29 protein-coding genes are annotated in these 26,411 nt (G+C 68.1%); 16 read left to right on the top strand and 13 right to left on the bottom strand.

What is annotated here, in order from left to right; all coding sequences use genetic code 11:
* Nucleotides 1-29 precede the first annotated feature (29 nt).
* A complete protein-coding gene (locus BME24068_RS04725; RefSeq protein WP_096507836.1) occupies nt 30-236 on the top strand; it encodes a hypothetical protein in 207 nt (68 codons plus the stop codon).
* Between the two features lie 55 nt (nt 237-291).
* On the opposite strand, the gene BME24068_RS04720 is transcribed toward BME24068_RS04725, so the two are convergent.
* From BME24068_RS04720 to BME24068_RS04710, 3 genes are all read right to left on the bottom strand, one after another.
* Entirely contained in the window at nt 292-1,416 is a 1,125-nt protein-coding gene (locus BME24068_RS04720; RefSeq protein WP_174925301.1) for an OpgC domain-containing protein, read from the bottom strand.
* Between the two features lie 418 nt (nt 1,417-1,834).
* A complete protein-coding gene (gene rarD, locus BME24068_RS04715) occupies nt 1,835-2,734 on the bottom strand; it encodes an EamA family transporter RarD (protein ID WP_096507838.1) in 900 nt (299 codons plus the stop codon).
* 12 nt (nt 2,735-2,746) lie between these two features.
* Entirely contained in the window at nt 2,747-3,043 is a 297-nt protein-coding gene (locus BME24068_RS04710) for an acylphosphatase (protein ID WP_174925300.1), read from the bottom strand.
* Between the two features lie 204 nt (nt 3,044-3,247).
* Between BME24068_RS04710 and hpnA the strand changes: the two genes are divergently transcribed.
* Together hpnA and BME24068_RS04700 are read left to right on the top strand one after the other, a co-directional pair.
* The gene (gene hpnA, locus BME24068_RS04705) at nt 3,248-4,255 is read left to right on the top strand and encodes a hopanoid-associated sugar epimerase (RefSeq protein WP_096507840.1); all 1,008 of its coding nucleotides are present in this window, start codon (nt 3,248-3,250) and stop codon (nt 4,253-4,255) included.
* Nucleotides 4,256-4,363: 108 nt separating this feature from the next.
* A complete protein-coding gene (locus tag BME24068_RS04700) occupies nt 4,364-5,749 on the top strand; it encodes a phage tail protein (protein WP_174925299.1) in 1,386 nt (461 codons plus the stop codon).
* Between the two features lie 108 nt (nt 5,750-5,857).
* On the opposite strand, the gene BME24068_RS04695 is transcribed toward BME24068_RS04700, so the two are convergent.
* Entirely contained in the window at nt 5,858-7,045 is a 1,188-nt protein-coding gene (locus tag BME24068_RS04695; protein ID WP_174925298.1) for a glycosyltransferase, read from the bottom strand.
* A gap of 397 nt (nt 7,046-7,442) precedes the next feature.
* Here BME24068_RS04695 and ispH point away from each other — a divergent pair, with 397 nt between their 5' ends.
* Together ispH and hpnH are read left to right on the top strand one after the other, a co-directional pair.
* Entirely contained in the window at nt 7,443-8,384 is a 942-nt protein-coding gene (gene ispH / locus BME24068_RS04690; protein WP_096507844.1) for a 4-hydroxy-3-methylbut-2-enyl diphosphate reductase, read from the top strand.
* 12 nt (nt 8,385-8,396) lie between these two features.
* Nucleotides 8,397-9,557, top strand: coding sequence for an adenosyl-hopene transferase HpnH (gene hpnH / locus BME24068_RS04685; protein ID WP_096507845.1), 1,161 nt, complete (start codon nt 8,397-8,399; stop codon nt 9,555-9,557).
* 153 nt (nt 9,558-9,710) lie between these two features.
* Here hpnH and BME24068_RS04680 read toward each other — a convergent pair whose 3' ends face one another.
* From BME24068_RS04680 to BME24068_RS04670, 3 genes are all read right to left on the bottom strand, one after another.
* On the bottom strand, nt 9,711-9,971 hold the full coding sequence (locus BME24068_RS04680; RefSeq protein WP_174925297.1) for a hypothetical protein: 261 nt from the start codon (nt 9,969-9,971) through the stop codon (nt 9,711-9,713).
* A gap of 153 nt (nt 9,972-10,124) precedes the next feature.
* Nucleotides 10,125-10,604: a hypothetical protein gene (locus tag BME24068_RS04675; RefSeq protein ID WP_174925296.1), complete on the bottom strand. Its 480-nt coding sequence runs from the start codon at nt 10,602-10,604 to the stop codon at nt 10,125-10,127.
* 223 nt (nt 10,605-10,827) lie between these two features.
* Nucleotides 10,828-11,205, bottom strand: coding sequence for a hypothetical protein (locus BME24068_RS04670; RefSeq protein ID WP_174925295.1), 378 nt, complete (start codon nt 11,203-11,205; stop codon nt 10,828-10,830).
* A gap of 491 nt (nt 11,206-11,696) precedes the next feature.
* Between BME24068_RS04670 and BME24068_RS04665 the strand changes: the two genes are divergently transcribed.
* Together BME24068_RS04665 and BME24068_RS04660 are read left to right on the top strand one after the other, a co-directional pair.
* Nucleotides 11,697-12,050, top strand: a complete 354-nt coding sequence (locus tag BME24068_RS04665) for a DOPA 4,5-dioxygenase family protein (RefSeq protein ID WP_174925294.1) — start codon at nt 11,697-11,699, stop codon at nt 12,048-12,050.
* A gap of 134 nt (nt 12,051-12,184) precedes the next feature.
* The gene (locus tag BME24068_RS04660; RefSeq protein ID WP_174925293.1) at nt 12,185-12,616 is read left to right on the top strand and encodes a nuclear transport factor 2 family protein; all 432 of its coding nucleotides are present in this window, start codon (nt 12,185-12,187) and stop codon (nt 12,614-12,616) included.
* 501 nt (nt 12,617-13,117) lie between these two features.
* Here the strand turns inward: BME24068_RS04660 and trhA are convergent.
* From trhA to BME24068_RS04645, 3 genes are all read right to left on the bottom strand, one after another.
* Nucleotides 13,118-13,738 carry a PAQR family membrane homeostasis protein TrhA gene (gene trhA / locus BME24068_RS04655; protein ID WP_096507851.1) on the bottom strand — a complete coding sequence of 207 codons (621 nt, stop codon included), beginning with the start codon at nt 13,736-13,738 and terminating at the stop codon, nt 13,118-13,120.
* 211 nt (nt 13,739-13,949) lie between these two features.
* Complete coding sequence (locus BME24068_RS04650) at nt 13,950-14,156, bottom strand: YbdD/YjiX family protein (protein WP_096507852.1); 207 nt, start codon at nt 14,154-14,156, stop codon at nt 13,950-13,952.
* Nucleotides 14,157-14,168: 12 nt separating this feature from the next.
* Nucleotides 14,169-16,247, bottom strand: a complete 2,079-nt coding sequence (locus tag BME24068_RS04645; protein WP_096507853.1) for a carbon starvation CstA family protein — start codon at nt 16,245-16,247, stop codon at nt 14,169-14,171.
* Between the two features lie 278 nt (nt 16,248-16,525).
* Between BME24068_RS04645 and dapF the strand changes: the two genes are divergently transcribed.
* From dapF to BME24068_RS04610, 7 genes are all read left to right on the top strand, one after another.
* A complete protein-coding gene (dapF, locus tag BME24068_RS04640; RefSeq protein WP_096507854.1) occupies nt 16,526-17,332 on the top strand; it encodes a diaminopimelate epimerase in 807 nt (268 codons plus the stop codon).
* Entirely contained in the window at nt 17,329-18,213 is an 885-nt protein-coding gene (locus tag BME24068_RS04635) for an RNA polymerase sigma-70 factor (protein WP_174925292.1), read from the top strand. Before dapF ends, BME24068_RS04635 begins: the two co-directional genes overlap by 4 nt.
* A gap of 201 nt (nt 18,214-18,414) precedes the next feature.
* Nucleotides 18,415-18,894, top strand: a complete 480-nt coding sequence (locus BME24068_RS04630; protein WP_096507855.1) for a carboxymuconolactone decarboxylase family protein — start codon at nt 18,415-18,417, stop codon at nt 18,892-18,894.
* A 77-nt stretch (nt 18,895-18,971) separates the two neighbouring features.
* Nucleotides 18,972-19,376: a cupin domain-containing protein gene (locus BME24068_RS04625; RefSeq protein WP_096507856.1), complete on the top strand. Its 405-nt coding sequence runs from the start codon at nt 18,972-18,974 to the stop codon at nt 19,374-19,376.
* Between the two features lie 109 nt (nt 19,377-19,485).
* Complete coding sequence (locus tag BME24068_RS04620; protein WP_174925291.1) at nt 19,486-20,490, top strand: LysR family transcriptional regulator; 1,005 nt, start codon at nt 19,486-19,488, stop codon at nt 20,488-20,490.
* A gap of 205 nt (nt 20,491-20,695) precedes the next feature.
* Nucleotides 20,696-21,451, top strand: a complete 756-nt coding sequence (locus BME24068_RS04615; RefSeq protein WP_096507858.1) for an SDR family oxidoreductase — start codon at nt 20,696-20,698, stop codon at nt 21,449-21,451.
* Nucleotides 21,452-21,476: 25 nt separating this feature from the next.
* Nucleotides 21,477-21,992 carry an Ohr family peroxiredoxin gene (locus tag BME24068_RS04610; protein ID WP_096507859.1) on the top strand — a complete coding sequence of 172 codons (516 nt, stop codon included), beginning with the start codon at nt 21,477-21,479 and terminating at the stop codon, nt 21,990-21,992.
* A gap of 55 nt (nt 21,993-22,047) precedes the next feature.
* Here the strand turns inward: BME24068_RS04610 and BME24068_RS04605 are convergent, their stop codons facing one another.
* Both BME24068_RS04605 and BME24068_RS04600 read right to left on the bottom strand, forming a co-directional pair.
* The gene (locus tag BME24068_RS04605) at nt 22,048-22,476 is read right to left on the bottom strand and encodes a PRC-barrel domain-containing protein (RefSeq protein WP_096507880.1); all 429 of its coding nucleotides are present in this window, start codon (nt 22,474-22,476) and stop codon (nt 22,048-22,050) included.
* Nucleotides 22,477-22,904: 428 nt separating this feature from the next.
* Nucleotides 22,905-24,035, bottom strand: a complete 1,131-nt coding sequence (locus tag BME24068_RS04600) for a 3-deoxy-7-phosphoheptulonate synthase (RefSeq protein ID WP_096507860.1) — start codon at nt 24,033-24,035, stop codon at nt 22,905-22,907.
* Nucleotides 24,036-24,312: 277 nt separating this feature from the next.
* Here BME24068_RS04600 and BME24068_RS04595 point away from each other — a divergent pair, with 277 nt between their 5' ends.
* Nucleotides 24,313-24,867 carry a hypothetical protein gene (locus tag BME24068_RS04595; protein ID WP_174925290.1) on the top strand — a complete coding sequence of 185 codons (555 nt, stop codon included), beginning with the start codon at nt 24,313-24,315 and terminating at the stop codon, nt 24,865-24,867.
* A gap of 25 nt (nt 24,868-24,892) precedes the next feature.
* Nucleotides 24,893-25,321, top strand: coding sequence for a hypothetical protein (locus BME24068_RS04590; protein WP_174925289.1), 429 nt, complete (start codon nt 24,893-24,895; stop codon nt 25,319-25,321).
* A gap of 84 nt (nt 25,322-25,405) precedes the next feature.
* Here the strand turns inward: BME24068_RS04590 and BME24068_RS04585 are convergent, their stop codons facing one another.
* Complete coding sequence (locus BME24068_RS04585; RefSeq protein WP_174925288.1) at nt 25,406-26,116, bottom strand: YceH family protein; 711 nt, start codon at nt 26,114-26,116, stop codon at nt 25,406-25,408.
* Nucleotides 26,117-26,411 lie beyond the last annotated feature (295 nt).

Below are 26,411 nucleotides of genomic sequence, written 5' to 3'. Positions count from 1 at the left end.
GTCGCGATGCGCACTGGCGGGAGAAAGCCATGAAAAGCAGAACGACACGGCTGTTGAGGATACTGTCCGACATCCGGCACGCGCAGCGCTGCACCGCACTGCGCGCCGCCCGGGCGGCAGCCGAAGCCGACGCGGTGCTCGCGGAGCAGGACGATCCGAAGTCCGACGCACGCGACGACGCCGAATCCGACGATCCGAACGCCGTCCCCCGCTCCCGCATCGGCTCACCTCACTGACGTCACCGCAGCCGCGCGGCACCTTCCGTGCCGCGTGCGCGCCCGCCGCCGTTGCTTACGCGGCCGCGCCGCGCCATCGCGCGAACCACGTTCCCGAACCCGCCACGGCAATCATCAGTCCGACCGCGCATGCGTCGGCCGCGAGGCCCACGCCGATATGCCGCAGCTCGGCGCCGTGCGCGACCGGATGCAGCAGCGAATCGATGACGAGCGAGATCGCGGCACCCGCGACGAAGCAGACCAGCCCGCGCTGGCCGACCGTAACGACCGGCCGCACCGCGCGCGCGATCCGCGCGATCCAGCCGTAGCGCACGAAGTCGGCCATCAGCCACGCGACCGCCGCGAAGCTGACGATGCGCGGCAGCGCGAGATCGCGCTTGAGCACGCCTTCCGGCACCGGCAGCCCCGACAGCAGCTTGTAGCTCGCGCAGCCGATCACGATCGCGCATGCGACGCCGGTCGCCGCGGCGCTCCAGCGGCCGAGCGCGATGCGTCGGTAGACGGGCTGGCAGCGCGCGAGCACGCCGGCGACGAACATCAACTGCCACGCGAACGGGTTGAAGCTCCAGCGGAACGAATCGGTATCCAGCAGTTCGGGGCCGAGCCAGCCGGCCGCGAGCCAGGACGCCGCGCTGCAGCCGACGAGCAGCCACGGATGGCGGCGCGCGAACGGCACGATCACCGGCGACGCGAGCGCGAACAGCACGTACATCGGCAGCACCGACGCGAGATACGGCTGGCGCTGGAACGTCAGCAGCTCGGCGAGGCCGGTGAGCGGCGACGCGAGCATCACGCTGACGTCGTCGAGCGCGAGGTTCGGCGCATCGATCCCGTAATGGTCGAGCACGGCGGACACGACGAGCATCAGCGTCGACGTCGCGAGAAACGCGCGGTAGATCTGCATCGCGCGGCGCACGAACCGCCGCTGCGCGGCGCGCGGGCCGTGCCGGTCGGCGATCGCGCCGTACGCACTCGCGGTCGCGAAGCCGCCGAGGAACACGAACACTTCGGCCGCGTCGCACAGCGCGAACGCGTGGAGCGTCACGCGCGACAGCACGCTCGCGCCGATGTGGTCGACGACGATCATCAGCAACACGATGCCGCGGAAGAAATCGACTTCGATCAGGCGGCCGCCGCGCGCGGGCGAAACCGGGGCGGAGGGCGGCGCGCTCAACGACATGCGCACACCTGCGCGACGAAGGCGCGACACGCGCCGGCGGAAAGGCCGGAAAGACCGGAAAGGAAAGGGCGAGCGAAATCAGCGGCGATACGCGTATGCTCGCATCGCGCCAACCCGGCCGGCCCGGCACGGAGATGACCGTTCATGGAAAAGCTGCATACGAAGAGAAGACGGTCAGGTCAGTCTAACGGCCGCTCGGGGATACCCTAAGTAACAAAGTGCAACGGAATCTTCTGTTCGATTACGGGGATGACAGCGGCGATACAGAATTGGCAACGCGGCCAGCCCGGTGTCAGTGCGACGCCAGTTCGACGCCAGCATCGCGAAATGCGACAGCGGGAACGCGCGATGCGCAGCCCGATGTGCTGCCCGATGTGCTGCCCATTTCGCGCTGCCGTCGCGTCGCGAGCGACGACGTTCAGCCGCGCATCGGCAGGCGCCGCATCAGCATCGCGCTGTGCCATGCGGTCAGCGCGACGGCGGCCCAGATCGGTCCGTACGTCGCGAGCTGCGAGACACTCAGCGTCTCGCCGAGCAGCAGCAGCGACACCGCGACGAGCAGCACGGGCTCGACGTAGCCGAGGATCCCGAACAGCGCCATCGGCAGCATCCGGCTCGCCTTCAGGTAGCTCGCGAGCGCGAGCGTGCTGAGCACGCCGAGCCCCGGCAGCAGCACGGCCCACAGCAGCGGATGGCCGGCGACCGGCGTCGGGCTCGTCGACACCATCGCGAACGCGACCGGACACAGCAGCACGATCTCGAGCGCGAACGCGGCCAGCGAATCGGCGTTGATTCGCCGGCGCAGCACGAAATACGGCGGATAGCCGAGCGCGACGACGAGCGTCGGCCACGCGAACGCGCGCGTCGCCCACACCTCGTGCGCGACGCCGAGCGCCGCACACGCGACCGCCGCCCACTGCAGCGGATCGAGCCGTTCGTGATAGTAGTAGCGGCCGACGAGCACCATCGTCAGCGGCAGCAGGAAATAACCGAGCGACACTTCGAGCATGCGCCCGTGCAGCGGCGCCCACAGGAACAGCCACAGCTGCAGGCCGAGCAGCGCCGCGCTCACGGGCAGCGCGATCAGCAGGCGCCAGTCGCGTACGCTGCGCCGCACGAGTTCGACGAGCGCCGGCCAGCGGCCGCGCAGCGCGATCAGCGCGAGCGCGCCGGGGACGGTCCACAACACGCGCCACGCGAAGATGTCGAGCCCCGTGAGCGGCGCGAGCAGTTTCGCGTACACCGACATCAGCGCGAACAGCGTCGACGCCATCACCGACAGCATGAGACCGCGCCCGGCCTCCGGATACCCCGTCATGTCGTGTTCGCCTTACTGCTGCTGGAAGCGCTCGAAGCGCCTTTCCATCTGACGCTCCTCGAACGTCACTTCGGTCACGCGCGCGGACGGCGGCCCGTGGCGCAGCCATGCGAGCATCCGGTCGATCTGCGCGCCGGGGCCCTGGATCATCGCCTCGACGCTGCCGTCCTCGAGATTCGCGACCCAGCCGCGCAGCTTCAGCGCATGCGCCTCGCGCACCGTCGCATGACGAAAACCGACGCCCTGCACGACGCCGCGCACCCGCACATAGTAGGTCTCGATCCGTTCGTCCAGTTCATTGCGGCTCATCGCGTCGCCCTCCCGTTGCATTCAAGCCCGGCATTGTAGTCGCGTCGGCGGCTTCGCACACGCGTATGGCGGGGCCGCCGCGCAGCGCCGCCACGGCCCGTGAAGCCGCCCGCGCGGCGCTCGCGTCGCCGCCTGCGCCGACCACGTACAATCTCGCCGACGCACAACTGCCGCGCCGCTCGCGCGCGGCCCTGAAGGAAACGCATGACTGATACCTCCCGCGATCTCGTTCTCGTCACCGGCGCGTCCGGTTTCGTCGGCTCGGCCGTCGCCCGCATCGCGCAGCAGAAAGGCTATGCGGTGCGCGTGCTGGTGCGCCCGACCAGCCCGCGCACGAACGTCGCGGACCTCGACGCCGAGATCGTGACCGGCGACATGCGCGACGAGACGTCGATGCGTGCCGCGCTGCGCGGCGTGCGCTACCTGCTGCACGTGGCGGCCGACTACCGGCTGTGGGCGCCGGATCCGGACGAGATCGAGCGCGCGAACCTCGAAGGCGCGGTCGCGACGATGCGCGCCGCGCGCGCCGAAGGCGTCGAGCGGATCGTCTATACGAGCAGCGTCGCGACGCTGAAGGTCACGAGCGCGGGCGATCCGTCCGACGAGAACCGGCCGCTCGCGGCGGAGCAGGCGATCGGCGTGTACAAGCGCAGCAAGGTGCTGGCCGAGCGCGCGGTCGAGCGGATGATCGCCGACGAAGGGCTGCCGGCCGTGATCGTCAATCCGTCGACGCCGATCGGCCCGCGCGACGTGAAGCCGACGCCGACCGGCCGCATCATCGTCGAGGCCGCGCTCGGCAAGATCCCCGCGTTCGTCGATACCGGGCTGAACCTCGTGCACGTCGACGACGTCGCGCACGGCCACTTCCTCGCGCTCGAGCGCGGCCGGATCGGCGAGCGCTACATCCTCGGCGGCGAGAACCTGCCGTTGCAGCAGATGCTGGCCGACATCGCGCAGATGACGCACCGCAAGGCGCCGACGATCGCGCTGCCGCGCTGGCCGCTCTACCCGCTCGCGATGGGCGCGGAGGCCGTCGCGAAGTTCACGAAGAAGGAGCCGTTCGTGACCGTCGACGGGCTGCGGATGTCGAAGAACAAGATGTATTTCACGTCCGCGAAGGCCGAGCGCGAGCTGGGCTACCGCGCGCGTCCGTACCGCGAAGGACTGCGCGATGCGCTCGACTGGTTCGGCTCGGCGGGGTACCTGAAGTAACACAAAGCGGTGTGCTTCACGCCGCTTTGCGCACTTTGTTACACGTCGCTGACGGCCCGACCCCGGCGCAGCGGTTAAAATCGCGGGTCTTACGCAGAGAAGACACGCATGAACCTGAACGAACAGATCGATTCGCTCACCGCGGGCGTCGATCAGCTCCTCCACGATCACCACGCCGCGCAGCAGGCGGCCCGCAGCGCGGAAGCGTTCGCGCGCGCCGCCGCGGCGGAAGCCCGGGCCGCCGCCGAACGTCACGCCGCGGCGGAAACCGAAGCGCGGGCCGCCGAGCAGCGCCACACGGCTGCCGCCGCGCAGGCCGAGGCCGCGCAGCAGCGCCACGTCGACGCGACCGCCACGGCCGAAGCCGCCGCCCAACGCCACAACGACGCCGCCGCGCAAGCCGAAGCCGCCGTCCAGCGTCACGCTGAAGCGACCGCGCTGACCGAAGCGCTCGCCCAGCGTCACGCGGATGCCGAAGCCGCGTCGCAGCGTCATGCGACCGCGATCGCCGAAGCCGAGGCGGCCGCCCAGCGCCATCACGCCGCCGCGACCGAAGCGGACGCCGCCGCGCAACGCCATGCCGCGGCCACGGCCGAGGCCGACGCCGCCGCGAAGCGGCACGCGGAAGCGACCGCCGAAGCCGAGGCCGCGACGCAGCGCCACGCCGCCGCGATCGCCGAAGCCGAAGCGCTCGCGCAGCGTCACGCGCAGGCCATCGCCGAAGCGGAAGCCGCCGCGCAGCGTCACGTCGACGCGACCGCCGAGGCCGAAGCCATCACGCAACGCCACACCGAAGCGATCGCGCAAGCCGAAGCCGCCGCGAAGCAGCATGCGGACGCGACCGCCGCGGCCGAAGCCGTCACGCAGCGTCACGCCGAAGCGATCGCGCAGGCTGAAGCGGCCGCCGAGCGCCACACGAAGGCCATCGCCGACGCGGAAGCGCTGGTCGAAGCCGTCGTGAAGGAAGCCGCGGCGACTGCCGCAGCGCCGGCGGACGCAACGGCAGCGGCCGTCGCCGCCGAAGTCGTCGAACCGGCTGCCGAGCCGGCCGGGGAGGCAGCCGCACCGGTTGCAGCCGACGCCGCCGACGCAGCGCAGGCGAACGCAGGCGCCGCGATCGAAGTCGCCCCCGCAGCCGAAGCAGCCGAAACAACTGAAGCCGCAGCAGACAAATCGACGCTGCACGTCGCCCGCCCGTCGCAAAACGAGCTGACGCTGACCGTCAACGGCCAGTCGATCACGCTGCACCCGGAGCAACTGGGCCAGCTGATCGAGGAGCTCGCGCATGCGCGCGCGTCGATGCAGCCGGAACCGCCGCCGGGCATCCCGGCCGGCTGGCGCTTCGTGACGACGAAGAACCCGATGATGGCCGTGCAGAAGCAGTCGAACGGCGACCGCCTGCTGGTCGCGCGCCACACCGGCTACGGCTGGGTGCCGTTCACGTTCTCGCCGGACGTCGTGGTCCAGATGTACATGATGCTGACGCAGCGGTAAGCACGCGCGGCCCGCGCCGCAAACGAAACAGCCCGGCCGGTTCGCACCGGTCGGGCTGTCTGCTTTCCGACGTCCGGGGGCGGACGGCCGGCCTGCGCCGGCCGCCGCTCAGCGATCCACCGGCGCCTGCACGCGCGCCTTCCACTGGCCGCCCTTGCCGCGCCAGTAGCGCCACGCGGACGCGAACGTCGCGCCGACGTAGAACAGCGCGACGAGCGGCAGCGCGGGCGCCCACAGCGGCGAGCGCCGGTAGTAGCGCAGCATCGGCGCATACGCGGTGCACATCGACGCCCATGCGAGCCACGCCGGCCATGCGCGCGCGCCATACACGAGCGCGGCGACCGGCGGCACGAGATAGATGATCGTCATTCCGAGCAGCGTGCCGGCGAGCAGCAGCGGCGAATAGTGGAGCTGGGTGAACGCGGTGCGCGCGATCATGTTCCAGATGTCGCGCCAGCTGTCGTACGGGCGCAGCGACACGCTGCGGTCGGCCAGGTCGAGCCGGATCGGATGCCGGCCGCTGCCGCGATGCTTGATCTGCGCGGCGAGGCTGCAGTCGTCGATCAGCGCGCCGCGGATCGATTCGATGCCGCCCGCCTCCTCGAGCGCGGTGCGCTTGACGAGCATGCAGCCGCCGGCGGCGCCGGCCGTCCGGTTGCGCGGATTGTTGATCCACGAGAACGGGTAGAGCTTCGCGAAGAAGAACACGAAGGCCGGGATCAGCGCCTTTTCCCAGAACGAATCGCAGCGCAGCCGCACCATCAGCGACACCAGATCGCGCTGCTCGGCCTGCGCGCGCGTGACGAGCTGGGCCACCGCGTCGGGCGGATGGCCGATGTCGGCATCCGTCAGCAGCAGGTAGTCGGCCGGCAGCCCGAGCGTACGCACCGCCGCGATGCCCTGCGACTGCGCCCACACCTTGCCCGACCAGCCGGCCGGCAACGGCTTCGCGGCCAGCACCGTCAGGCGGTCGGCGCGGTTGATCGCGAGCGCGGCCGCGCGAGCGGCGTCGGCCGTGCCATCGTCGCTGTGGTCGTCCACGATGATCAGGTGAAACTCGCCCGGATAATCCTGCTCGAGCAGCGACGTCGCCGCGCGGGCGATGACGTCGACCTCGTTGCGCGCCGGCACGACCGCGACGACGGCCGGCCAGCCGGCTTCGGCGGCAGCGCCGCGCGCGTCGGGCGGCAACGCCCGCGCCGGGCGCGCACGCCAGAAGCCGCCGCGTGCGACGAGCAGCACGATCCAGATCAGCAGCGACAGGCCGGACACCAGGAAGGTCATCGCGAGCATCATCGGCACACCTCCTGCCGGGTGCCGGTCCGTTCAATCGGGGTCGGAGTGAAAACGCCCGAATCCGCACGGGCGGCAGGGCAATATGCGTAGGAATCGACGGTCATCGAATGGCCTTGAAATGAGCGCGACGCCGGGCAGCCGGACGGGCCGCCCGCGAAACCGCGCAGTTTACCGGGTTCCGCGCCCGTGAGCGCCGACGGGGCTCTGCGGCGATTGCAACAGCGCCGATACAGCGCCAAAGCAAGGACGGCCCGATAGAGTTAAAATGCGCGATTAATTCGGGGTTCCGAGGCCTGGCTAGGCCGGTTCGTTTCCTGCCTTCATAACATCAAGCCGGGGCGAGCGGGCAGTGCCAGCTCCTCGAACCCCGGCGTCTGTCGTCGGAGTTCGCTCACTTATGCGAGTCATCCTTGCCCAGCCCCGCGGCTTTTGTGCGGGGGTTGTCCGTGCGATCGAAATCGTCGATCGCGCGCTGCAACAGCACGGCTCGCCGGTCTATGTGCGTCACGAAATCGTGCATAACCGGCATGTCGTCGAAAATCTGCGTAATAAAGGGGCGCGATTCGTTGAGGAGCTCGACGAGGTGCCGCATGGCGCCGTGGCGATCTTCAGCGCACACGGTGTCGCCCAGACGGTCGAGCGCGATGCGCAAACGCGCGGGCTCGACGTGCTCGACGCCACCTGCCCGCTCGTCACGAAAGTGCACGTGCAGGGCCGGCAATACGTCGCGGCGGGCCGCCGGCTGATCCTGATCGGCCATGCGGGCCATCCGGAAGTCGAGGGCACGATCGGCCAGATTCCGGCCGAGGTGATCCTCGTGCAGAGCGAAGCCGAAGTCGGCACGCTGACGCTGCCGGTCGATACGCCGGTCGCATACGTCACGCAGACGACGCTGTCGGTCGACGACACGCGCGGCATCATCGAAGCGCTGCAGCGCCGGTTCACCGACATCGTCGGCCCGGACACCCGCGACATCTGCTACGCGACGCAAAACCGCCAGGCCGCCGTGCGCGAACTGAGCGAGCAGGTCGACGTGCTGCTGGTCGTCGGTGCGACGAACAGCTCGAACTCGAACCGCCTGCGCGAGATCGGCACCGAAAGCGGCGTGCCGAGCTATCTCGTCGCCGACGGCTCGGAAGTGAAAGCCGAATGGTTCGCGGGCGTGCAGACGGTCGGCCTGACCGCCGGCGCGTCGGCACCCGAGGAAATGGTTGAGGATGTAATCAGTGCGCTGCGCGCGCTGGGGCCCGTCGATGTCGCGACGATGGCGGGCCGTGAGGAAAAAGTCGAATTCAAGTTGCCGGCGAAGCTTACGCAAGCTGTCGCCCGCGAAGTTTAAGGAGGACATCTCTTGTCTATTCCGCTGCTCCAGCAAGTCCGCGTCGGCGCATACATCATGCGCCAACACCTGTCCGGCAACAAACGCTATCCGCTCGCGCTGATGCTCGAGCCGCTGTTCCGCTGCAACCTCGCCTGTAACGGCTGCGGCAAGATCGATTATCCGGACCCGATCCTGAACCAGCGCCTGTCCATCGAGGAATGCCTGGAAGCCGTCGACGAGTGCGGCGCGCCCATCGTGTCGATCGCCGGCGGCGAGCCGCTGCTCCACAAGGAGATGCCGGAAATCGTCAAGGGCATCATGAAGCGCAAGAAGTTCGTGTACCTGTGCACGAACGCGCTGCTGATGGAAAAGAAGATGGACGACTACGCGCCGAATCCGTATTTCGTCTGGTCGGTCCACCTCGACGGCGACAAGGACATGCACGACCATTCCGTGTCGCAGGAAGGCGTGTACGACAAGGCGGTCGCGGCCATCAAGGAAGCGAAGCGCCGCGGCTTCCGCGTGAACATCAACTGCACGCTGTTCAACGATGCGATCCCCGAGCGCGTCGCGAAGTTCTTCGACACGCTGGGGCCGATCGGCGTCGACGGCATCACGGTGTCGCCGGGCTACGCGTACGAGCGCGCGCCGGATCAGCAGCACTTCCTGAACCGCGACAAGACGAAGAACCTGTTCCGCGAAATCCTGAAGCGCGGCGAAGGCGGCAAGCGCTGGTCGTTCAGCCAGTCGTCGCTGTTCCTCGACTTCCTGGCCGGCAACCAGACGTACAAGTGCACGCCGTGGGGCAACCCGGCGCGTACCGTGTTCGGCTGGCAGAAGCCGTGCTATCTGGTCGGCGAAGGTTACGTGAAGACCTTCAAGGAACTGATGGAAGACACGAACTGGGACAACTACGGCGTCGGCAACTACGAGAAGTGCGCGGACTGCATGGTCCACTGCGGCTTCGAAGCCACCGCCGTGATGGACACGATCTCGCATCCGCTGAAAGCGCTGCGCGTGAGCAAGAAGGGCATCAAGACCGACGGCCCGTTCGCACCGGACATCTCGATCGCGAAGCAGCGTCCGGCCGAGTACGTGTTCTCGCGCCACGTCGAGATCAAGCTCGACGAAATCCAGCGCGCCGGCAAGGGCAAACTGCAGAAGCCGGCCAAGCCGGCAACGGCGGCTTAAGCGCGTTGCGCTGCACGGAGGTTCACGCCTCCGCGCCAGCGGGCCACGAAAAAGCGCCACGGAGTGCATTCGCTCCGTGGCGCTTTTGTTTTGTCGGCGGTCGTCATGGGGCACGGCGTGCGCGCGCCGCATGAGCCTGCAAACGCCGCCCGCCTAGTGCCGCGACTCCGCCGCCGCGATCAGCTGCCACGCGGTCGGCCCGCGATCGAGCAGCGGGTCGGACGGCGGGTCGAGATCGTGCCGGTGCGCGTCGTCGGACGGCAGCGTCTGCGACTTCGCGATGCCGATTTCGTCGCCGCACACGGTGCACCGATAGATGCCCGCCACCGTCACCTTGCTGCCGGGTGGCAGGTTCTCGCTGAATGCGCGGCCGCTTCCGCACGTGAAGTAGCCGCCGATCCTGTATAGCGCCATCGCTCCTCCTGACCGAAACGAATGCGTTCGCGTCGACACGCACGATCATCGCGAACGCGAGGAGGGATCGTCGTCGCCCGCACGCGTACGGGCTGCCGTGACGACCCCGGATGGCGAGAGCCGGCCTCAGGGGCCGGTCGCGTTGCCGCCGCCTCAATGCAGAACGGCCGGTTCCCGCAGCTTCGATGCCGCCTGCTCGACCAGTGCCGGTTGCCCGGCGGAGGCGAACGCGCAGACGTGATTCCACAGCTCGGCCAGCCGATGCCGCGTGAGCGTCGCGACGCATGCGTCGTTCGCGGCAAGCACGCGTTCGAGCACCGCGCATTCATCGTCCTGCAGCGTCCATACGCCGCTTTGCGCGGCACGCGCCACGCTCGCGTCGAGCACGCGCTCCGCCTCGACGCACAGGTCGATGTTCGCCTCGGCGCATACGTCGTCGTCGAGCGCGAGGAACACCAGATAGACGCTCGTGCGCAACCGCATCAGCAACGTTTCGCTGCCGTGCTCGCCACGCAGCGCGACGAGCGCCATGTGGCACTTCAACGAGATGTCGCGCACGTGCGCGGGCGGCAGCGGCAGCAGCCATTCGCGGGTCAGCGGTGCGTGCCGGCGGCCTTTTCGGACAGCCTTCATGATTCGCACTCGCTTGCGAACGCATCGTCCGCGATCAACACCGGCCATGCCGTGCGGCACGCGACAGCACCGCGGCTCGCGTCCCGCCGGCCGTTCGCCCGACGCCGCGCGTCGTACGCGTCGGCCCGCCGCCACGTCGCACGCTCGCCGTGAAACCGGCGCAGTGCCGGCGCGCACGACATGCCGGGGAATCGGTTCGGGCATCCCATACGTGTCTCCCGCATCAGAACGTGTTCTCGCCCTTCAGGTAGTACGCGGTCTTCACGAAGAACGCCTGCACCGGATGGCCGCCCTGCGCGGCGCCGGCCGCACGCGCTTGCATCGCGGCCTTCTCCTCGCGCGAGCGGTCGGGCACCGGGTTTCTCACCCGCTCCAGCGCGCGTTGCATCGCGAGCGGATAGTTCTGGTTGCCCGCCGTCGTCGCGCGAAAGCCGGCGCGCGTCATCTGCATCAGCTGCACGTCGGTTTCGGCACGTGCCGCCGACCAGTTCAACGGCGCGGCATTCGGCTGCCATTCGGCATTGGCTGCCTGTGCGAAGCTCGCGGCGGGCAGCGCGGCAAGCGTAACGGACAGGGCAGCAAGGGAAACGAGGGATCGCATCGTGGCCTCCAGATGGTTGCGTTCGCATCGATCGTCGTCGATGCCTTGCAGTCATCGTATGTCGCGTCGCAATGCGCTTGAATAACCGATTCCGCAATTGATATTTTCGGCGCGACAATCCGGGCCGCGATCCGCGTGATTCGCCAATGCTGCCGAACCGGAATTTCTCTATTTCATTCAATGACCTGATCGCGTTTTTCCAGACGATACGCAGTCGCGCATCACGCGTTTTTTCAGTTTTTGAAATGACGTATTGCCTGCGCGGGAAGCGGCCGCGGCCCGTGCCGGCGCGGCTTTCGACACGATGCGGTGCATGCGGATTCGAGCGACAAAAGCATCGACACGCGAGCCGGATATTCGGACACGTGCCCCATCCGTCGCGCCGAAATCCCGCTCCGCGACAAGACGTGTCCGACAAGGAAGCGCGATAATTGCGCATCGCGCCGTATGTCACGGCGCTCACGCATGCCCTTTTCTTCTCGAGTCCCGCCATGGCTGCCATCGACACCACTGCCATCGATAGTTGGCACGCACACGTCTATTTCGACGCCGCGAGCCGCGACGCGGCCTGGGCGTTTCGCCTGATCGTCGAAAAGCGATTCGGCGCGGTCATCGAGCTCGGCCGCTTTCACGAACGCCTCGTCGGCCCGCACCCGGCGTGGTCGTACCAGATCGCGTTCGGCGCCGCGCAATTCGACACCCTCGTGCCGTGGCTCGTGCTGAATCACGGCGCGCTCGATATCTTCCTGCATCCGAACACGAACGACGAATTGCGCGACCATCGCGACAGCGCGGTGTGGATCGGCAAGTCGTACGTGCTGAATCTCGGGGCGCTGGCGGGCTGACCGGCCGCCCCGTCGGCGGCCGGTGCGCGGCCGCATCCGATAATCGCGGCATCCACGTTTCGGCCCGAGCTGAAACGTCCGGCGGCGTTGCGTCGCTACAGTGGTTTCGTCATCCACGCTTGCCGGAACCCGCCATGACCCACGCCGACGCCGATGCGCGACGCATCCACGAAAACTGGCACGCCGCCGTCGTCGCACGCAACCTCGACGCGCTGATGTCGCTGTACGCGGACGACGCGATACTCGAAACGCCACTCGTCGTCGCCACGCTGCCCGACCACGGTTCCGGCGTGCTGCACGGCAAGGCGGCGATCGGCGCATTCTTCGCGGCGGGCCTGCGCAATCCGGGAAACAAACTCGGGCGCTGGTACCGGACGGGCCTGTTCTTCTCGAACGGCCGGCAACTCACGTGGGAATATCCGCGCGAAACGCCGGAAGGCGACCAGGTCGATCTCGTCGAAGTGATGGATCTGCGCGACGGGCTCATCGCCCATCATCGCGTCTATTGGGGGTGGGTCGGCTTTCTCGCACTGCGGGCCGCTTCGCTCGCTGCGAATCGCGCATGACGACCGCCGCACCGACTAGGGCCTGTTCACGCTAATAACGGGCTTGCGCTGGCCCCCAGAAGGGCCGAGCGCAAGGAATGCGACGAAGCGAATACTTGACGTATTCGTGAGGAGCATGACGCGGCGATCGGCCCTTCTGGGGGCCAGCCCCACGAAAGAATTTTCCAAAACAGGGGAACGTGCCTTTCCGCCCGCATGGCGGCGTCGTTCGTCGTTGCAATAGCTACGGCTATTGCGCCTCCTCTCTCCTTGCCTGCGCCCGGAGGAAGTCCCCTTGGGGGACGGGCGGAAAGGCACGTTCGCAAGCCCGTTATTAGCGTGAACAGGCCCTAGGGCAACGGCACGCCGCGCGCTCGCCGCGGCCGGCGCGAGCTACACGTTCGTGCTGCCCGACGCGTCGATCGTCAACGTCGCGCTCATCGATATCGCGCACGCCTTCGGCAGTCACGTGGCCGGCCTGCAATGAGCGAGCGCGCGCACCGGATCAACCCGGCGCCCCGCTCACGCGACATACATCGCGACACTGACGAACTGGCACAGGCTGCCGGCCAGCACGAAAAGGTGCCAGATGCCGTGCCCGTGGCGAATGCGCTCGTCGTTGATGAAGAAGTAGATGCCGGCGCTGTAGATCACGCCGCCGGCCACGAGCCAGATGGCACCGACCGGCGGCAGCGCATGGATCAGCGGGCGGATCGCGACGAGCGCGAGCCAGCCCATCAGCACGTACAGCACCATCGACACGATGCGCGTGCGCCGCCCCAGCGTGAGTTCCTGCGCGATCCCGAACGCGGCGAGCCCCCAGCTCACGCCGAACAGCGACCAGCCCCACGGGCCGCGCAGCGTGACGAGCGTGAACGGCGTGTAGCTGCCCGCGATCAGCAGATAGATGGCCGAATGGTCGCACTTCTGCAGGATCGCCTTGAGCCGCGGATTGCGCACGCTGTGATACAGCGTCGAGATCGCGTAGAGCAGGATCAGCATCGCGCCGTACACGCTGAAGCTCACGATCTTGTAAGGATCGTGGTCGAGCGCGCCCATCGTCACCAGCGCGACCAGCCCTGCCACCGACAGCACCGCGCCGACGAGATGGGAAATGCTGTTGAAACGCTCACCGACATGCACGGCGGATTCTCCTGCGCGGATTCATCGAAAAAAAAGAGAGTCACATGATACCGGTCGGTGGATTAAACCGTGCTGAAGCCGGTCAAACACCGCCGCGACCGCCGCGCGGCGCGCATCATCCGGCCCCCAAAGAAAAAAGCGCCGCGAATACTTTCGCGGCGCTTCCTGGTCCGTCACCGGCCGGCCTTACCGGGCGGCTTCTTCGGCCCGGTTAGCAGCACTTCCCTGCCCCCGACCCGTACCGCGCGTTCTGGCGTTCGCGGAAGAATGCCTCGTACGTCATCGGCTCGCGGTCCGGATGGGTTTCGCGCATGTGCGCGACGTAGGTGTCGTAGTCGGGCAGGCCGACCATCAGCCGCAACGCCTGCCCGAGGTAACGCCCCGCGCTGCGCAGGTCGCCGCCAAGATCGCTGAACATCGCGGCCTCCCGTTATCGGCCGCTGCCGAGCGCCTGCGCGGCCGGCATCGGCTCGTACGGCGTCTCGCGCACGGTCGGCTTCGACTCGCGGCGCGCGCGCAGCACGGCAATCACGCCGTACACCGCGATCGCCACGACGACGAAGATGAACAGGCCGGCCAGCGCCGCATCGATGTAGTCGTTGAAGATGATCCGCTGCATCTGCGCGATCGACTTCGCCGGGGCCAGCACCTTGCCTTCGTCCACCGCGGCCTGCAGCTTCGCGGCGTGCGCGAGGAAGCTGACCTTCGGATTCGCGTCGAAGATCTTCTGCCAGCCGGCCGTCAGCGTGCAGATCAAGAGCCACACGGTCGGCACGATCGTCACCCATGCATAGCGCTCGCGCTTCATCTTGAACAGCACGACGGTGCCGAGCACCAGCGCGATTGCCGCGAGCATCTGGTTCGAGATGCCGAACAGCGGCCACAGCGTGTTGATGCCGCCGAGCGGATCGACCACGCCCTGATACAGGAAGTAGCCCCACGCGGCCACGCACAGCGCGGTGGCGACGAGGTTCGCGGGCAGCGACTCGGTGCGCTTGAGCGCCGGGTGGAACGTGCCGAGCAGGTCCTGCAGCATGAAGCGGCCCGCGCGCGTGCCGGCATCGACGGCCGTCAGGATGAACAGCGCCTCGAACAGGATCGCGAAGTGATACCAGAACGCCATCATCGCTTCGCCGCCGATCACCTGGTGCAGGATGTGCGCCATGCCGACGGCCAGCGTCGGCGCGCCGCCCGCGCGCGCGATGATCGTCGTTTCACCGACGGCCTTGGCCGTCTGCGTGAGCATGTCCGGCGTCAGCACGAAGCCCCATTGCGTGACGGTGTTCGCCACCGCTTCCGGCGTCGAGCCGAGCACGGCCGCCGGCGCGTTCATCGCGAAGTAGATGCCCGGCTCGATCACGCAGGCCGCGACGAGCGCCATGATCGCGACGAACGATTCCATCAGCATCGCGCCGTAACCGATGAAGCGCGCGTTGGTTTCGTTGTCGATCAGCTTCGGCGTCGTGCCCGACGAGATCAGCGCGTGGAAGCCCGACACCGCGCCGCAGGCGATCGTGATGAACAGGAACGGGAACAGGTTGCCCGACCACACCGGGCCGGTGCCGTCGACGAACTTCGTCAGCGCGGGCATTTTCAGTTCCGGCGCGACGACCAGTATGCCGATCGCGAGGCCGAGGATCGTGCCGATCTTCAGGAACGTCGACAGGTAGTCGCGCGGCGCGAGCAGCAGCCACACCGGCAGCACCGAGGCGACGAAGCCGTAGCCGATCAGGATCCACGTGAGCTGCGTGCCGTTGAACGTGAACCATGCGGCGAGCGTCGGCGAATCGTGCACGGTCTGGCCGAACGCGATCGACGCCATCAGCAGCACGAAGCCGATGATCGACACTTCGCCGATGCGGCCCGGACGGATGTAGCGCGTGTAGACGCCCATGAACAGCGCGATCGGAATCGTCGCGGCGACGGTGAACGTGCCCCACGGCGAATTCGTCAGCGCCTTCACGACGATCAGCGCGAGCACCGCGAGGATGATCACCATGATCAGGAACGCGCCGAACAGCGCGATCACGCCCGGCACCGTGCCGAGCTCCATCTTGACGAGGTCGCCGAGCGAGCGGCCGTCGCGGCGCGTCGAGATGAACAGCACGATGAAGTCCTGCACCGCGCCGGCGAACACGACGCCGGCCAGGATCCACAGCATGCCGGGCGTGTAGCCCATCTGCGCGGCGAGCACGGGCCCGACGAGCGGCCCCGCGCCGGCGATCGCGGCGAAGTGATGGCCGAACAGCACGTACTTGTTGGTCGGTACGTAGTCGAGGCCGTCGTTGTATTTCACGGCCGGCGTCATCCGCAGCCCGTCGAGCTGCATGACCTTGCTGGCGATGAAACGGCTGTAGAAGCGATATGCGATCAGATACACGCAGACTGCGGCGATCACGATCCAGAGCGCGCTGACGCGTTCGCCGTGCGCAAGTGCGATCGTCCCGAATGCGAATGCGCCGAGCAGCGCGACCGCGATCCAGAGCAGGGTACTGGAAGCCCGATTCATGGCGTCTCCTGGTCTCCTATGTGGTTTTGAGTGGATCCGGCGAGGCGCCGAACCCGCGTGACGTCGATGCGTCGTGCCGCGTCTCGTGGAAGCCGCGGCGGTGGGCCGTAGTATTCCGCGCGACGGGGGACGCTTACAAGCGCACAACTACGTATGCGGGGCTACGTAGAATTACGTAGCCGTGGGTCGTTTCGTGTCACGGACGCGTCGTCGGGCGGCGATTGATCGCTGCCGGCAAGCCACGTACAGTATTTGCGTGCCTCGATTCCGGAACCGCCATGCCGATCGGATTTCAGAAGATGAACGCGAACGGCGACGACTTCGTCGTCGTCGACCTGCGCGGCCAGGGCGCCGCGCCCCGCATCGACCGCGAGCTCGTGCGGCGCATGGGCGACCGTCGCTGCGGCATCGGCTTCAACCAGCTCGCGGTGATATCGGACTGCGACGACGCGGCCGCCCGCGTCGCGTTCTGGAACCCCGACGGCTCCGCGCTCGCTACCTGCGGCAGCGCGACGCGCGGCATCGCGTGGAAGCTGATGCGGGAAACGGGAGAGGCGTCGGTCGTGCTGCGCACCAGCCGCGGGCTGCTTTCCTGTACGCAGGACGCGCACGGGCTGATCACGGTCGAGATGGGCGCGCCGCGCGTCGGCTGGCAGGACGTGCCGCTCGCCGAAGCCGCCGACACGCTCGCGCTCCCGCTGCCCGGCGCACCGGCCGCATGCAACATGGGCAATCCGCATTGCACGTTCTTCGTCGACGATCCCGGCGCGATCGATATCGAAACGCTCGGGCCGGCGATCGAAACGCATCCGCTGTTTCCGCTGAAAACGAACGTGCATGTCGTGCAGGTCGTCAGCCGCACGCATATCCGGCTGCGCATCTGGGAACGCGGCGGCGGCGTGCCGCTCGGCTCGGGCTCGTGTTCGTGCGGCGCGGCGGTCAACGGGATCCGGCGCGGGCTGCTCGACGAGACCGTGCGGGTCAGTTGCGATGGCGGGGATGTCGTCGTGCGATGGGACGGCGCCGGCAGCGTGTTGCTGAGCGGGCCGGTCGCGTTCGGTTTCGACGGGGTGTGGACGGCATGAGCGACGACGCCCACCTCTTCCACGTACTGCGCCCGCGCCTGCAAAAGATCGCATACCGGATGCTCGGCTCCGTCGCGGACGCCGAGGACATCGTGCAGGACGTCTGGCTGCGCTGGCACGAAGCGGCGCACGACGGGATCGAGAACGGCGAGGCGTGGCTCGTCGCGGTCACGACGCGAACGGCGATCGACCGCCTGCGTGCGGCAAAGATCCGGCGCGAGCATTACACCGGCATCTGGCTGCCGGAGCCGGAACTCGGCGAATCGCCGGCAACGCCCGAGGAAATGACCGAGCGCGCGAGCGACGTGTCGGTCGCGTTCCTGCTGCTGCTCGAACGGCTCACGCCGGAAGCGCGCGCGGCGTTCCTGCTGCGCGAAGTGTTCGACGCCGACTACGACGAAATCGCCGATGCGATCGGCAAATCCGCAGCGGCGTGCAGGCAGCTCGTGAGCCGCGCGAAGGCCCAACTGCGCGACGACGAGCGGCCGCGCTACCGGGTGCCGCGCGAAACGCATCGGCAGTTGCTGCAAACCTTCTCGCATGCGCTCGCGCAAGGCGACTTCCCGTCGATCCACGCGCTGCTGGCCGAAGATGCGATGCTGATCGGCGACGGCGGCGGCAAGGTGCAGAGCTTTCCGAAACCGATGGTCGGCGGTCGCCGCATCGCACAACTGTTCTACGCGACGTGGCTGCGCTGCGGCAGCGGCGTCGAGATGCGCGCGGTCGTGCTGAACGGCGAGTGGGCAATGCTGCGCTTCATCGCCGGGCAGCTCGAATCCGCCATGTCGTTCGAGACGGACGGCACGCGCATCGTCCGGATTCTCGTGCAGCGCAACCCCGACAAGCTCGCGCGCATCGCGGCCGCGAGCGGTGCCGACTGACGCTCGACGACGCCTATTGCAGCCTGAAATACGCGCCGTGCACCGCTCGAAGCGGGATTGGTGCAGCGCGCGCAACACGATGCGTCCCTCTGCGTGGCTACCGCACACCGCCACGCGCTCCTAAGATGATTTTGCGCGGCGCCCTGCCGCGCACGACACCCGCACAAGCGCGGGCAAGCCTCTTCGTCGCCAGGAGAAATCATGACGCAGCGTCTGAACTACATGCATCAATCGCCCGAGCTGTTCAGGCAATTCCTCGAACTCAGCAATCTGCTGCGCAGCAGCGCGATCGAGGAATCGATCCGTGATCTCGTGTCCGCGCGCGCCTCGCAAATCAACGGCTGCGCATTCTGTCTCGATATGCATGTGAAGGAAGCACGCCTTCACGGCGAGCGCGAGCTGCGCCTTCATCATCTGGCGACGTGGCGCGAATCGACGCTGTTCTCGCCGCGCGAGCGGGCCGCGCTCGCATGGACCGAAGTGCTGACGAAACTCCCCGAGCACGGCGTGCCGGACGATGTCTACGATCGCGTGCGCGGCCAGTTGTCCGAGAAGGAACTGTCGGACCTCACGTTCGAGGTCATGGCGATCAACGGCTGGAACCGCGCGAACGTCGCGTTCCGCACCGTGCCGGGCTCCGCCGACAAGGCATACGGCCTCGACAAGGCGAATCTCGCCTGATGCCCGTGCCCGGCTGCGGGCCGCCGCCCTGCATCGCCGCCGGCCGCCTGCCGGCGGCAGCCACCGGAATCCCTCCCATGAATCGATTCGAACATGCCATCGCGGCCGCGCTCGTCGTCGCGGGCGCCACCGCCGGCGCCGTCCACGCGGCGCCCCCGGCCATCGTCACGCCGTTGATGACGAAGCCGCTCGACGGCTATCCGGGCAAGGAAGCGCTGATGATCTCGGTCGAGTATCCGCCCGGCGCGGTCGACCCCGTCCACCGGCATCACGCAGCCGCCTTCGTCTACGTGGTCGACGGGTCGATCGTGATGCAGGTGAAGGGCGGCGAGCGCGTCACGCTGAAACCGGGCCAGACGTTCTACGAAGGCCCGAACGACCTGCACACGGTCGGACGCAACGCGAGTCTCGCGAAACCCGCGAAGTTCATCGTGTTGCTGCTGAAGGACAAGGGCGCGCCGGTGCTCGTGCCGGAGAAATGATCCGCCCGCCGACCGCCGCGGCTTTTTTTGAAAAATGCGGCGGACGGTGTCACAGGTGGCGGCGCTGAAACGTCTAGTCGCATATGGACAACACGATTCTCGCGCTTCCATGCCAGACACCTCCATCCGCCGCCCCGACGCCGACGACCCTTATGCGCGCAGCTTCTCGACCTGCTACGCAGGCGTCGTCACCTTCCTCGCCGTCGTCACCGAGGGCAGCTTCGCGCGAGCGGCCGACCGTCTCGGCGTCGGCCGCTCGTCGGTCAGCCGTCACGTGCAGAAGCTCGAGGACAGGCTCGACGCGCGCCTGTTCCAGCGTACGACGCGCAGCATGTCGCTGACGCGCGAAGGCGAACTCTTCTACGAGAACTGCCGGCCGGGCATCGAGCATCTCGCGCAGGCGCTCGACGACATGCGCGAACTGCGCAGCGGACCGCCCAGCGGACACCTGCGCATCGGCTCGACACCCGGCTTCGGACGCAAGATCATCGCGCCGCTGCTGCGCGACTTCCATGCGCAGTATCCGGACATCACGCTCGAACTGCTGCTGAACGACCGCCCGGCCGATTTCTCCGCCGACCGCATCGACGTCGCGTTTCGCGACGGGCGCATGGAGGACAGCGCGATCGTCGCGCGCCAGTTGATTCCGATGCAGATGATCGTCTGCGCGTCGCCATCGTATGCGCATCGTCACGGGCTGCCGCGTCACGTCGACGAGCTGGCGCGGCATCGCTGCATCAATCTGCGCGCCGCGTCGGGCCGCGTGACGGAGTGGGAATTCAAGATCGACGGGCTCGCGCAGCAGCGCCAGATCGCCGCACATCACACGTTCAACGACCTGGAGCTCGTCGTCCGTGCGGCGCTCGACGGGCTCGGCATCGCGCAACTGCCGGCGTACCAGGTGTGCGACCTGCTCGCCGACGGGCAACTGGTGAGCTGTCTCGGCCAGCATGCGCCCGACGACGGCGGCCATTACGTCTGTTATCTCAGCCGCAAACATCTGCCCACGCGCATCCGCGTGTTCATCGACTACATGATCGAACGGACGCGAGCGCGGGACCTCCAGTGCCTGACCACGATGACGACGCTGGCGCCGCTGGAGACTGTCGATTGATGCATTCGACGCAACACCGTGAGCCCCCGGCGCACGCTACCGGATCGCACCGCGCGTGCATACGATGCAAGCGGGTCGAACGACACGCGAACCGGGTCGCGTGCGATTCGGCAACACGGCGGCGCGATCGCGCGAATGCGATGCGCGCCGGATTCGGCAGGATCAAGCGGTGCGCATGTCGCGCGCCCTTTCAAGGAGAGCAATCGTGAAGATCGTGGTGATTGGCGGTACCGGCCTGATCGGCAGCAAAGTCGTCAGGAATCTCGTTGCGGGCGGTCATGCGGCTATCGCCGCCGCGCCGTCGACGGGCGTCGATACGATCACGGGCGCGGGTCTGGACGACGCGCTGGCAGGTGCGGACGTCGTCGTCGATCTCGCGAACGCGCCGTCGTTCGACGAAGCAACCGTGAAAGCGTTCTTCGAAACGTCGGGGCGCAACCTGTTCGCCGCCGAGCGTGCGGCTGGTGTGCGCCATCACGTCGCGCTGTCGGTGGTCGGTACCGATCGCCTGCAGCAGAGCGCGTATTTCCGCGGCAAGATCATCCAGGAGAACCTGATTCGCGAAGCCGGCGTGCCGTACACGATCGTGCGCTCGACGCAGTTCTTCGAATTCGTCGGGGCGATCGCGCAAGCGGGCGCGCAGGGCGACACGACCCGGTTGAGCACCGCGCACTTCCAGCCGATCGCATCGGACGACGTCGCGGCTGCCGTCACCGATTTCGCACTCGACGCACCGCGCAACGGCATCGCTGAAATCGGCGGCCCGGATCGCGTGCGGATTGCCGATCTGGTCGGCCATTTCCTGTCGGTCACGCACGACCCGCGCACGGTGGTCAGGGACGCAGGCGCCGACTATTTCGGTGCCGTGCTGCAGGACGACACGCTCGTCCCCGCACCCGGCGCGCGCCTCGGTGCAACGACCTTCGACGCGTGGCTCCGCCAGAGCCAGGCCGCACGTTGAACGCCGCCGCAGGATCGCGCACGTCATGACGCCGTTGCGTCCACCGCCGCTCTCGCTGCTCGACAGGTATCGCGGACGTGAACCGCAGGCACTCTACTCGACGACGGTAACCGTCACCGGCGGCGCGGCGGCGCACGGCCGCGCGTCGGGCGTCGCCCGTTCCGACGACGGGCGTCTCGCCATGGAGCTGCGCCTGCCGTCCGCGCTCGGCGGGCCCGGCGACGGGCCGAACCCGGAGCAGCTGTTCGCTGCGAGCTATGCGGCGTGTTTTCATGGCGCGCTGAGCCTGCTGGCCGCGCGGGCCGGTGTGTCGATCGCCGGCGCATCGGTGTCCGCATCGATCGACTTCTGCCGCGATCCGGTCGACGGGCTGTTCATGCTGAGCGCCGACATCCGCGTACGCCTGCCGGGCATCGAGCGCGCGGTGGCGGAGGAGCTCGTGCGCAATACCGAACGCTTCAGCCCTTATACGAAGATGGCCAACGAGGGGATTCGCCACATCGTGGCGCTCGCGCCGCCGGACGCGGCGCCGACGGGCTGACCGCGGACGCGGCGCCCGGCGCATTGCGCCCCGGGCGCCGCAACGGACATGTGCATCAGTGCTTGTCGTCGATCTTCTTCGGCTTCGGCGGCGACGGCACCTTCGCGTACTGGAACGCCGGCGTCGCCTTCAGTGCATCCTTCGTCGCGCCCGGCAGGTAGATGTTGCCCTTGCGCACGTCGAGCGACGCGATCGGCACCGCGACGTCGTGCGCCGCCACGCCGAGGAAGCCGCCGGCCGACACGATCGCCGCGGACACCGAGCCGTCCGGTGCGACGATCAGGTCGCGCACCGTCCCGACCTTCTGGTTCGCGTCGTTGTACACGGCCTTGCCGAGCACGCTCTTCTTCACGCTCCAGCCTTCGAGCAGCGCTTGCGACTGTTCGACGGTGACGCTGAGCGGCTGCGCGCCGGCGATCTGCGCGTGCGCGCTGACGCTCGATGCGAGGACGGTTGCTGCGATGAGGGTCTTGTAGAACTTCATGTGCATGGCACTCCGGTTCGATTGTTGTTGATTCCGGGAGCGAAGCGACGCGGGCGCAACGGCTGATCGGTGCGCGCCCCGCGCTTCGTCGGTGACGTGGCGGCCGGCCGCACCGCCACTGTGTGTACGCGCGGCGGACCGGCATGGCCGGCCCGCATGCAACACGGCCTCATGGTAGCGGCATTCGCACGATCCTGCGCTCAAGATGCAACGTCGCAGGCGGGTCGAGGCAGACGAAGATCAACGACGGCGTGAACAGGTGGCGGGCGGGTAGCGGGCGGGTAGCGGGCGGGTAGCGGGTAGGTAGCGGGCGGCGCGAAAAAACGGCGGCGCGCACGTCGATCAGGACAACATCGCAGACGCGCGCCCGCGCTTCGCCGCCGTATCGAATCATGCGCGCGGCGGGGCGCCGCCCCGCCACCGCTGCGTCACGCGTTGCGCGAATACACGCGCCGATGCCGCACCGCCTCGGCCAGCACGTCGAGCACCGGCTCCGTCTGCGTCCAGCTCAGGCACGCATCGGTGATCGACACGCCGTACTGCAACGGCACGCCCGGCTTCAGATCCTGGCGCCCCGCTTCGAGATGACTTTCGACCATCACGCCGATGATCCGGTGCTCGCCCTGCGACAATTGCCGCGCGAGATCCTGCGCAACCTCGATCTGCCGTTCGTGCGACTTGTTCGAGTTCGCATGCGAGCAGTCGACCATCACCTGTTCGCGCAACCCGCTCTTGCGCAGCACCGCGCAGCTCGCCTCGACATGCCCGGCATCGTAGTTCGGCCCGTTCTTGCCGCCGCGCAGGATCACGTGCGCGTCGTCGTTGCCGCGCGTCTCGAAGATCGCGGCCATTCCCATCTTCGTCATCCCCATGAACGCGTGGCTCGCGCGCGCGGCGACGATCGCGTCCGATGCGACCTGCACGCCGCCGTCGGTGCCGTTCTTGAAGCCGATCGGGCAGCTCAGCCCCGACGCGAGCTGGCGATGGCTCTGGCTCTCGGTCGTGCGCGCGCCGATCGCGCCCCACGCGATCAGGTCCGCGATGTACTGCGGGCTCAGCAGGTCGAGGAATTCGGTCGATGCCGGCAGGCCGAGCGCGTTGATGTCGAGCAGCAGTTGCCGCGCGGCGCGCAGCCCTTCGTTGATCCGAAAGCTGCCGTCCAGACGCGGATCGTTGATGTAGCCCTTCCAGCCGACCGTCGTGCGCGGCTTCTCGAAGTACACGCGCATCGTGATCAGCAGGTCGTCCTTCAGCGCATCGGCGGCGGTCTTCAGCCGGCGCGCGTATTCGAGCGCCTGGCCGTGGTCGTGAATCGAGCACGGGCCGACGACGAGCAGCAGACGGTCGTCGCGGCCGTGCAGGATGTCGCCGATCGCGCGGCGCGTGTCCTCGACGAGCGTCTGCGTGCCGGCCGGCACCGGCAGCTCGTCCTGCAGCAGCGCCGGCGAGATCAGCGGACGCACCGCGCCGATGCGGACGTCGTCGATGCGCGTGGTGTCCTGCGTCGCGTCGGCGCTGCCTACCTCGCGATCGTGGGAAGGATTGTCGAGGTTCTGCATGGCGATTCTCCGGAACGTCTGTAATGATGGGGAGGCTCGATTATGGCACTCGCGCAGGGCGGCAGCGGTACGCGACGGGGGGAATGCGATCGACGTCGGCGCAGCGGTGCGCGACCCGTTCCGTCCATGCCGGCCGTTCGGCCGAGTGGCCGCGCGTCACGGAAGTACCGTACGATCGTGGCTGTCCGCTGCCGCAGCGCGCCGCCGCTCGACAGCGGCCGCACGCCGCGCCGCAAGCCGGTGACGGCAGCCCCGCAACCCGACACGCTACGCCACGATGACCGTATCCGAACTGCTCAGCGCCATCCGCCAGCCCTACGCCGACCTGCTCGCGCACGCGGCGACGCAGCCGGCGGTCGTCGCGGAACCGGCCTACCGGAAAGCCGACGGCACGCTGGCCACCGAAGGCCCGCTCGCGCTGCCGTGCCGCGCCGACATCGTCCATACCGAAGGCGAATCGGCCGGCCAGCCCGCGATGGTCGACTCGACCGGGCAACTGGATTTCGAGCCGTTCGCGTTCGAACTCGAAACGGCGACCGTGTCGATTCGTCCGTTCCTGTGGGACTGGGCGACGATCGACGCAGACGGTCTCGACGAAGCAGCGGCAACCGACGCGTTCAAAACGTGGTTCTTCGCCTGGTTCGACGCCGACGACGACGGCGCGCCGGCCGAAGACGGCCTGCACGGCATCGTTCACTATCTGTCGGAACCGGCGCGCACGGAACAGGGCTGGCGCGTCAACACGGATCTCGGTTCGGCGCCGGGCGCCGCCGTCGAGGATCTGCTGTTCCGGCTCGTCGACGCAGGCGCCACGCGGATCGCCGTCGGCTGAGCCGCTTCTTCTTCATCACACACACATGAACTCGAAAAAGACGCTCGCCGCGTTGCTACTGTGCATCGCATTGCCCGCATCGGCCGAAGTCACCACGGAAGTGCTGTGCTTCAGGACGACGGGCGACAAACCCGTGCGCTTCGAGTTGCGCACGTATTACGACGACGTGGCCAAGTGGCAAGGCGGCGTCGTCCGGTATGCGCAATCGAAAACGGCCATCCCGCTGCTGTTCAAGCACCAGGATCAGGAAGAACTCGCGGAGGGCCGTCCGTACCAGTTCACGACCACCTGGCGGGAAATGGTCGACGGCAAGATCAACGGCGAATACGAGATGACGAGCCAGGGTGCGATCGTCTATTCGATGACGTATACGAATGCGCGCACCGGCAAGAAGACCGCTTTCGAATGGGCGCAGGACGTCGATGCGTCCGCACAGGCGGGGTGCCGCTGGTAACGCAGGTTCTGGCCGCGTCGCGGGCGGGTTCGTCGCCCGGCGCGCCCGCATGCGCGCCGGTGCAGTGTCGGCTCCGGCGGTCGGTCAGCCGGCGTCGGCCGGCGGGTCGACGTCGATGCCGAGTTCAGCCGCCATCCGCTGAACGAGCGCGTTCAGTCGCGCGACTTCATCGGAAAGGCGTTTCTGCTCGGCCTTCAGCGCCTCGAATTCGGACGGCGGAACGGAATCCGCGCCGCCGCCCGCCTCCGCGCCGGCGAAATCGGCCAGGTTCACTTCGCCGCACATCAGGTGCATCCAGCGGTTCTCGCGCGCGCCCGGCGCACGCGGCAGCCGGACGACGAGCGGCTGCGCACGCGCGGCGAGTTCGTCGAGGAACGCCTCGACCGACGAGATGTCCGCGAAGCCGTGCAGGCGCGCGCTGTTCAGGCGCAGTTCGGCGGCCGTCTGCGGGCCGCGCAGCAGCAGGATCGTCAGCAGCGCGATCGCCTGGCTCGGGATGCCGAGCACGCGGTTCGCGTTGTGTTCGAAACGCGGCACGCGGCTGCTGCTGCCCTCCATCACGAGGCTCAGGTGCTTGAGCCCGTCGAGCGCGGTCGTGACTTCGTCCTCGCTGACGGTCATCACCGGCGAGCGCGCGGTTTTCTGGTTGCAGCCCGCGGTCAGCGCATTCAGCGACAGCGGGTAGGTGTCCGGCACCGTGTGCTGCTTCTCGACGAGCACCCCGAGAATGCGGGCCTCGAGGGGCGTGAGTTCGCGCAGGGCGCGTGGCGTGGGCATGTCCGGCGTGGTGTTCATGGGTGGCGTCGCAGCGTGCAGCAGATGAAGGGAAACGGTCGCGGCCCGTGCGGCGTCGCGCGCGGGCGAGCCATATGATAGCTCGCGACGTGGCGCCCGGCGCCGCTTGCCGCGAGCGCGCGCGCACTTGCCGCAGCCGGCTTTCGTCCAGCGGCTCGGCCGCGCGCCGCCGCGGGGCAATGGCGGCGTGCCACGCCGCGCAATGACGCTCCGCGCACCGGGCGGCAACCGGCCCGCGCGCGGCTTCGCCCGCCCGTTTGCGCGTCGCGCAGGCCGGCGCTACGATACGCGTTCA

This window comes from Burkholderia anthina (genome assembly GCF_902498995.1).
GTDB classification, from domain to species: domain Bacteria; phylum Pseudomonadota; class Gammaproteobacteria; order Burkholderiales; family Burkholderiaceae; genus Burkholderia; species Burkholderia anthina.
Note: the sequence above shows the minus strand (reverse complement) of the source record. Positions and strands in the feature narration are given on the sequence as shown.